Below are 7,790 nucleotides of genomic sequence, written 5' to 3' on the forward strand. Positions count from 1 at the left end.
TGGTACACTTACCGTAACAGACCATCCACATCCTTGTGCAAGGGGGTTGCCGTGAAAATCAAGGCGGCAGTGCTCTATCAACCGCGTCAACCTTTAGTGGTGGAAGAGGTAGATTTGGATCCGCCCAAACGGGGGGAGGTCTTGGTGCGGGTGGCGGCGGCGGGCGTCTGCCGTAGCGATTACCACTTTATGGTGGGTGAAAACACCTATCTCCTCCCCGTGGTGCTGGGGCATGAGGGGGCGGGCATCGTGGAGGCGGTGGGCGAGGGGGTAACCACCGTCAAGCCCGGCGACCCCGTCATCTTCAACTTCGTGCCCAACTGTGGCTTCTGCGCCTACTGCACCGCCGGACGCCCCAACATCTGCGAGAACTCCGCCACCTTGCAACAGCGCGCCTTTATGCTGGACGGCACCAGTCGCCTCCGCAAGGGCAAGCAGGTCCTCCACCACTTCATCCGCACCGCCTGCTTCGCCGAGTATGCGGTGCTGGCTGAGACGGGGTGCATCCCCTTGGAGAAGGACTTCCCTCTGGACCACGCCGCCCTTATCGGATGCTCGGTAACCACGGGGGTGTGTGCGGTTCTGCGCACTGCCCAGGTGCCGTCCGGGGCCAGTGTGGCGGTGGTGGGGTGTGGGGGTGTGGGGTTGAATGTCATCCAGGGAGCGCGCCTGGTAAACGCCGATCCCATCATCGCTATTGACATCCGCGAGGGCAACCTCGCCCTTGCCCGCCAACTGGGGGCAACCCACACAATCAACGCCGGCACTGAACATGTCCTGCGCCGCGTGCAGGAGATCACCAACGGCCAGGGGGCCGACTACTCCTTCGAGGTCTACGGGGGCTCCCACACGGCCCAGGTCGCTTTTGACATCGTTCGCCGGGGCGGGACAGTGGTCATCGTGGGGTTAGCCCCCGAGGGGCACAAGGCCAACTTTGACCTCATCACCATCCTGCGCAAAGAGGTTACCATCAAAGGCTCCTACTACGGCTCGGCGCGTCCCCGCCTGGATATGCCCATGCTGGTGCGCCTGGCCAAAGAGGGACGCCTGGACATCGGCACCCTGGCCCAGCGCCGTTACCGCCTGGAGCAGATTAACCAGGCCTACCGCGACCTAGAGGAGGGCCTGCCTGGGCGGGGCATTATCGTGTTCCCCCAGTAAGCGGGAGGGGTATGGGCCTGTGGGTGCTGGTGGGGGCGGTGCTGGTGGCCCTGGGGGGGGTGGGTGTCCTGTTCTACCGACTGCGGGGCGTGCAGAGGGCCTATGCCCACCTGCGAGCGGGGGTGGATGCGCTCCTGCGCCAGATTCCCCCCCCGCCGGCGGGGGCGACAGAGCAAACCCTTGAGGAAGTGGGGAGGCGGTGGCAGACCCTCCTCCAGGAGCGGGAGACCCTCCACAGCGCCTTGACAGCCCTGCAAGAGGGTGTGCTCTTACTGGATGGGGAGGACCGTCTGCTCCTGGCCAACCCGGCGGCGTGGACGGTGCTGGGGGCTGTGGCGGGGGAGCGGGGCCAGCGTCCCCTGCCCCTCCTGCGCGATCACCAGGTGCGCACGGTGTTGGAGCGGGCGCGTGCGACGGCCTCCCCCCAGAGGGGCGAGGTGGACCTCCTCCCCCAGGGGAAACGCCTGGAGGTTACCGCTGTCCCCCTAGAGGGGGGGGTGGTGCTGATGGTCATGCGGGACCTGACCCCCTTCTACCGCCTCCAGACCACTCGGCGGGAGTTTGTGGCCAATGTCTCCCACCAGTTGCGCACGCCCCTGGCCGCCATGCGCGCCGCCATTGAGACCCTGGAGGAGGGGGCGTTGGAGGACCCCGCCGCCGCCCGTTCCTTCCTGGCGCGCCTGAAGGGGGAGGTGGAGCGCATGGAGCGCCTGGTGCGGGAACTGCTGGACCTTTCCCGCCTTGAGAGCGGGCAGGTAGCCCTGCATCTAGCCCCTCTCCCTGTGGAGGCGGTGGCTCAAGAAGTGGCCGAACGCTTTGCCCCCTTGGCCCGGCAGGCGGGGCTAACCCTGACGGTGGAGGTGGCCCCCCATCTCCCGCCCGTGCTAGCCGACCGGGACAAACTCCTGCAAGCCCTTTCTAACCTGCTGGACAATGCCCTCAAGTTCACCCCGGCGGGGGGCAAGGTGTGGCTCCGCGCCCACGCCCAAAACGGCCAGGTGGTGTTCAGCGTGGAGGACACGGGCATCGGCATCGCCCCGGAGCATCTGCCCCACATCTTTGAGCGGTTCTACAAGGCCCACCGCACGCCCGACGACGCCGGGGCCGGCCTGGGCTTAGCTATCGTGAAGCACATCGCCCAGGTGCACGGGGGGAGTGTAGAAGTGGAGAGCCAGGAGGGGCGGGGCTCCCGCTTCACCCTGCGCCTGCCCGCCGCCCGCCCAGGCTAGGGGGATCGCCTTTCCCCCACGGCGGCCAGGGATGGCGGCTGTGGGGCGCTCTCAGGAGGTGGCTCGGGCTTCAGGATGCCGATAAAGGGCAGATTGCGATACCGCTCCAAATAGTCCAGGCCGTAGCCTACGAGAAACTCGTCGGGCACCTCAAAGCCCACGTAGTGCAAGGGCACATCGGCAATGCGCCGCACCCGCTTGTCCAACAGGGCGCACACCCGCAGGCTCGCTGGGCCTTTGCTCTCCACATGGCGCAGGATACAGTGCAGGGTCATCCCCGTGTCCACGATATCCTCCACCAGGAGCACATCCCGCCCGCGGATATCCATGTCCAGGTCTTTGGTGATGCGTACCCCTTCCCCCTTGCCGTAGTAGGAGATGGCCATGAAGTCCACCGCAACGGGGAGGCTGATGGCGCGCATCAGGTCGGCCATGAAGCACAGCACCCCCCGCAGCACGCCCACCAGCACCGGCTCCTTGCCCTTGTAGTCCTGGGAGATTTGCCGCCCCAGTTCGGCCACCCGCTTCTGGATGGCCTCGGTGGAGAAAAGGACACGCTCAATCCCCCGCACACCCGCCTGGGCCAAGGGGCCAAACCCATAGCGCGCCAACAGCCGATGGAAGTCCCGCCGGTAGAGGAGTTTGATCTTGATATCCGGGTACAGTTGGCGTAAAAGACGCAGTTTGCGGTTCTTTTCGGTAACCAGGCTCTGCTTCAGAGTGGTCAGTTCCACATACAGGTCCAGGTCAGGTAGGTAGAAGTCGGGGGTGAACATCTCCACCACCCGCTCGCCCTCCCAGCGGATGGGGAAGGAGCGGGGCTCATACTGCCAGCGCACGCCATAGAAGTCCAGGATGCGAGCGAACTCGGCCTCGCTGGGGTGGGCGAAGGGGGGTGGGGGGCTCCAAGACTCGGGGGCCTCTTCCTGGGGGGACTGTTCCCTCTCGGACATGGCTCCTCTTAGGCGCGCTCCGCCACCACCGTCAGCCAGTTGCGGGGCACGGCTGTGAGGCCCATCTCCTGGAAGGTTTGGCGCACCGCCTCCTGGAGGACCTCGCTGGCCCTCTCCAGGGGCACCCCAGGCAGAGCGCCCTGCACAAAGTCCTCAAACCGGCTGATGTCCAGCCAGCCTTGCAGGGGAACGGCAGCGGTGCGCAGTTCCCGATGCACCACCTTCAACCCGTGCGCCTCCAGCAGGGCGATGTACTGCTCGGGGGTCAACTGGCGGCGGGCCTCCACCTTCTCGGAGCGCGGTGTCAGCCCGTAGCGCTCCTTCAGAATACGCAGGGCTTTGAGCATCCAGCGCCGGTAGAAGGCGTCGGTATCGGGGGCGTGGGCACCTTGGAAGAAGGAGGTGTTGAAGGCGAAGCGGCCCCCGGGCTTCAGGGACGCCACCACCTCCCGCAGGAGGGACGCCTTATCCTGAATGTAATGGATGCCGTTGCAGAAGATGACGGCGTCGGCTTTCTCCCGCACCATGCGGGAGAGGTCCTCCACCCGCCCTTGGATGAACTGAATGGCGGTATCGGTGGCGTCGGCGAGGTTGTGCATGGCCTCCTTCAGGGCAGCGGCCGACATGTCCACGGCGATGATGACGCTCTCCCTGGCCCCCCGCAGTTTGTCCCGAATCATACGGGTGACCAATCCGGTGCCGCAGGCCAGTTCCACCACCCTCTGGCCGGGGCGCAGGCCCACCATCTCCAGCAGGTAGGCGTTGACGGCGCGATAGAAGCCGTGCTGGGCGAACCACTTGAAGGAGAAGTCCTGGGTCTGGGGGGCCGTTGGGGCTGTCTCCACCGACGCACCTCCGCGCCGACACCTCTATGATAGCACGCCGGCAAGACGCAAGGGGTTCATACTCCACGCCCTCCCAGGAAGGGATTCCAGCGCTTTTCGTTGCCAATGGTGGAACGGGGGCCGTGACCGGGGAGCACCACGGTGGTATCGGGAAGTACCAGGAGTTTGGTGAAGATGCTGGAGATGAGGCGGGCGTGGCTTCCCCCGGGGAAGTCGGTGCGCCCCACGCTCCCCTGGAACAGGGTGTCCCCTGTGAACACCGCCCCTTGCCCATACAGGCAGATGCTCCCTGGGGTATGGCCCGGCGTCTCCAGCACCAGCAGAGAGCACGCCCCGAAGGTCAGGGTATCGCCCCCCTTGAGGGGATGGTCGGGGTTGGGGGGCTCCCGATAGTCGGGGAAGAGGTGCTGCAGCCCTGAAGGGCTCTTCAGGTAAAAAATGTCGTCGGGGTGGAGGGCATAGGGCACCCCCAGGGCCTCCTTGACGGCGGCCGCTGCCGCCACATGGTCAATATGCCCGTGGGTGGAGACCATCAGGCGGGGCTGAAGGCCCAGGCGCCGGACCTCCTCCACGATGCGCTGGGCCTCGCCCCCCGGGTCAATGATGAGGGCCTCCTTGCTCTCCTCATCGCTGACCAAATAACAGTTGGTGGCGAAAGGCCCCACGACCAGGATGCGCACCTGCATGCCCATTGCTAGCGCTCAATGGGGGTATCGTCCCGGTTGCCCCACTCGGCGAAGGAGCCGTCATAGTTGCGGGCGCGGGGATACCCCAGCAGGTTCAGCACGAAGGTGCCGTGCGCCGCACGGATGCCCCCCTGTCAGTAGGCGATCACCTCCTTCTCGGGGGTAATGCCCTTTTCGGCCAGCATCCGCCGCAGAGTGGCCGGGTCTTTGAAGGTGTGGCTCTCCCGGTCCACCAGCTCCAGCCATTCCAGGTGAATAGCGCCGGGCATATGCCCAGCCCTCTTGTTGCCACGGGTGTTCTCTCCCGTATACTCGGCCAGGGAGCGCACATCCCACAGCACCGTGTCCGTATCCTGGCGGGCGATGCGCTCTTTGATGTCCTCGGCCGTGGCCAGGACAGAGGGGGTGGGGCGGGGGGTGAAGGTGGCGGGGGGATAGGTGTGCCGTGCCCCACAGAGGCACAGGGGACGCTGCTCGCGGAACCAGCGGGGGAACCCGCCGTTGAGCACCTTCACCTTGCTGTGGCCGTAGTAGGTGAGGCACCACCACAGGCGGGCGGCGTACAGGCTCTGGCGCGCATCGTAGCCGACCACCAGGGTATCGTCGCCGATACCCAGGGACTCCATCAGGGCCTTGAACTGCTCGGGGCGCATCATGAAGCGACGGTCGTCCGGGTTTTTGTAGTAGTTATCGGGGACGGGCACCGCCCCCGGAATGTGGATGCGGAAGTAGGCGTCCCGGGGATCGCAGTCCACGATGCGGAGGGAGGGGTCGTTCAGGCGCTGGTGGAGCCACTGGGGGTCCACGAGGAGATCAGGGCGGGCAAACACCTCGGCGGACACGGCTTCCTCCTGGGGGAGATTGTGCCCCAGGCGGGAGGCGTTGTCAAACCTTTCGGGCGTCAACGCACCTGGTAGATGCGCACCCGTTCCCACTGGGCCTGGAGGGTGAACAGGTCGGGGCGGCTCTCCATCCGCTCGCGTAGAAGGGGGGTCGCCTCGGGGGTGAAAAGGCTTTCGGCCACCACCACATAGCGTGCCCCCAGAGTACGCAGGGTGCTGGCGACGCCGTCCATTGTGCCCAGTCCAAACCATGCGGCGCCCCGCAGGACGCCGACGGCGCGCCAGGTGGGGGCGCCCTCGTCGTGCCAGCCATGCACTAGGGGCCGCTGAGCCAGGTAGGGTATCAGGAAGGTGTCCCAGAACCACATCCCCGCACTGAACACCCTGTCCTGGGGGTGGGTATGGTGGGCCAGCCAGGTGAGGGCCTCGTGCACCTGGGGGTCTACCTGATAAGGGGCCATCTTCCCGCGGACTATCCAGGCATCCCGCAGGGGGAGGGCCACCAGCGCCGCCACCACCAGCCCGAGCACCATCCTGCGGATCACGGGCCTAGCCCGAAGAACACGCCACCCTTCCAGGGAGTGGGCCACGGCGTCCACGGCGACGCAGCACAACAGGGCGACAAAAGGGGCCATGAACACGGAGAAACGGGCCGCATCCAGCCCGCTAAAGGGGTAGAGGCGGTATAGGGGGTTGCCCTCCACGCCCAGGCTGAAAGCCGTGAGGGTCAGGGTAAGGAGGGCAAGGGCGGGGAGCCGGCGCCCCTCCAAGAGGGCGTAGACCACCCCCACCAGGGCGAAAAACACCACACTGGCCCCGATGTAGGCGGGGTAGATGAACCGCCCGATGTAGGCGGGGAGGAGGGCGTGGCGGGCATAGGTGGCCAGGGGGAACGTCCAAATCCCCGGCATCTCCCGGCGGAAGCCCACCTCCAGAGCATGGGCCAAAAAGGGCACCCCCCACGGGGCAACAACTACCAGGGCGACAGCGAGAAAGACGGCGCAGACCTTCAGAAAGGTGAGGCGGGGGATAGTGCCCCGCACCAGGTGATACACCCCCCAGGGCACCAGGGCCAAACCGATACCCAGGGCCGTCATATGGTGTGCCAGAGCCCCCAATCCGAAGCACACGCCCCCCAGCACACCCCAGCGCACCTGCCTCTCCGAAAGGCTCCGCTCCAGCAAACCGTAGGCCATCACCACAAGGGGCAGGGCAGCCAGCGTCGTAAACCACCCCCACAGGGCGAGCGCAGCCAGCACAGGATAAGACACCACCACCAGCAGGCCCGCCAGTAGCGACGTCCCGCGAGGCAGGCCTATCTGCCGGGCCACCCACACCGTCGCCCAGACGGTGCCCACATAGGCCAGCACCAGCATGCCCCGGTACACCCCCACAAGGTCGTCCCCCCACAGAGCGCTGATAGCCCCCACCAGACCATAGGCCAACGGCGGATACGATTGCAGGTAGCGGAACCCCCCGTACCAATAGGGGTCTAGTAGGGGATTCTCCAGATGGCCCGTCAGGGCCAGGCGGGTTACCCAACTCAAGTGCAGAAAAGTGGGCGTATCCACGCCTGGGGGGAAATCGCCACCCAGCAGCGGCCATAGCAGCCCCATCCCTCCTCCAGCCAGCCCCACACAGCCTATCAGCAAGCCCAGCTGGGACATCCAGGCGGAAGGCGTGGACGCAGGGGGCAGCACACGACGGGCCATACCCTGTTATCGTCGCCGAGGAGTCCGATGGGGTCAAGGTAGAGCCTTACACCCCATCAGGGAAAAGGCGCGCCTGTCCGTATGAGGCTATAACGGTGCAATCAGGCAAAAAAGCCTTTCACATCGATAGAAAGAGCAGATGTCCAGTCCGAAACCATTGACAGCTTTCAGAGCGTATAGTAAAGTGAACTGGCCTTCCCGGCCAGACTGCGCTGGGGGCCAAATCTTTGGGTGAAGGAGGCGACGATGCGCCGAGGCGGATGGCGACTGTATAGCCTACTGGTGTTGGGGGCATGGGTGCTGGGGCTGGTGGCGTGTCGGCCGGCGGCGGTGCCCACACCCACTCCTGTGCCCACCCCCAC

General features: G+C 65.8%; 7 protein-coding genes. 2 read left to right on the forward strand and 5 right to left on the reverse strand.

The window, feature by feature from the left end:
* The first annotated feature begins 51 nt into the window (after positions 1–51).
* Both NZ951_06850 and NZ951_06855 read left to right on the forward strand, forming a co-directional pair.
* Positions 52–1,161: a Zn-dependent alcohol dehydrogenase gene (locus NZ951_06850; protein ID MCS7207629.1), complete on the forward strand. Its 1,110-nt coding sequence runs from the start codon at positions 52–54 to the stop codon at positions 1,159–1,161.
* Between the two features lie 11 nt (positions 1,162–1,172).
* Positions 1,173–2,390 carry a cell wall metabolism sensor histidine kinase WalK gene (locus NZ951_06855; protein MCS7207630.1) on the forward strand — a complete coding sequence of 406 codons (1,218 nt, stop codon included), beginning with the start codon at positions 1,173–1,175 and terminating at the stop codon, positions 2,388–2,390.
* Here NZ951_06855 and hpt read toward each other — a convergent pair.
* From hpt to NZ951_06880, 5 genes are all read right to left on the reverse strand, one after another.
* Positions 2,387–3,343, reverse strand: coding sequence for a hypoxanthine phosphoribosyltransferase (gene hpt, locus NZ951_06860; protein MCS7207631.1), 957 nt, complete (start codon positions 3,341–3,343; stop codon positions 2,387–2,389). The genes NZ951_06855 and hpt overlap by 4 nt on opposite strands.
* A gap of 8 nt (positions 3,344–3,351) precedes the next feature.
* Positions 3,352–4,188 (reverse strand): methyltransferase domain-containing protein, encoded by an 837-nt coding sequence (locus tag NZ951_06865; protein MCS7207632.1) that lies wholly within the window; start codon positions 4,186–4,188, stop codon positions 3,352–3,354.
* Between the two features lie 56 nt (positions 4,189–4,244).
* Entirely contained in the window at positions 4,245–4,874 is a 630-nt protein-coding gene (locus tag NZ951_06870; GenBank protein MCS7207633.1) for an MBL fold metallo-hydrolase, read from the reverse strand.
* A 134-nt stretch (positions 4,875–5,008) separates the two neighbouring features.
* Entirely contained in the window at positions 5,009–5,716 is a 708-nt protein-coding gene (locus NZ951_06875) for a sulfurtransferase (GenBank protein ID MCS7207634.1), read from the reverse strand.
* 59 nt (positions 5,717–5,775) lie between these two features.
* Positions 5,776–7,332 carry a hypothetical protein gene (locus NZ951_06880; GenBank protein ID MCS7207635.1) on the reverse strand — a complete coding sequence of 519 codons (1,557 nt, stop codon included), beginning with the start codon at positions 7,330–7,332 and terminating at the stop codon, positions 5,776–5,778.
* Positions 7,333–7,790 lie beyond the last annotated feature (458 nt).

The sequence above is a fragment of the Dehalococcoidia bacterium genome (genome assembly GCA_025060295.1).
Classification (GTDB): Bacteria; Chloroflexota; Dehalococcoidia; order Lucifugimonadales; family HRBIN23; genus HRBIN23.

Bases quoted from the DNA above. Each gene is read 5' to 3' on its own strand.
- NZ951_06855 (MCS7207630.1), top strand. From the start codon at position 1,173: ATGGGCCTGTGGGTGCTGGTGGGGGCGGTGCTGGTGGCCCTGGGGGGG.
- hpt (MCS7207631.1), bottom strand. From the start codon at position 3,343: ATGTCCGAGAGGGAACAGTCCCCCCAGGAAGAGGCCCCCGAGTCTTGG.
- NZ951_06870 (MCS7207633.1), bottom strand. From the start codon at position 4,874: ATGCAGGTGCGCATCCTGGTCGTGGGGCCTTTCGCCACCAACTGTTAT.
- NZ951_06880 (MCS7207635.1), bottom strand. From the start codon at position 7,332: ATGGGGCTGCTATGGCCGCTGCTGGGTGGCGATTTCCCCCCAGGCGTG.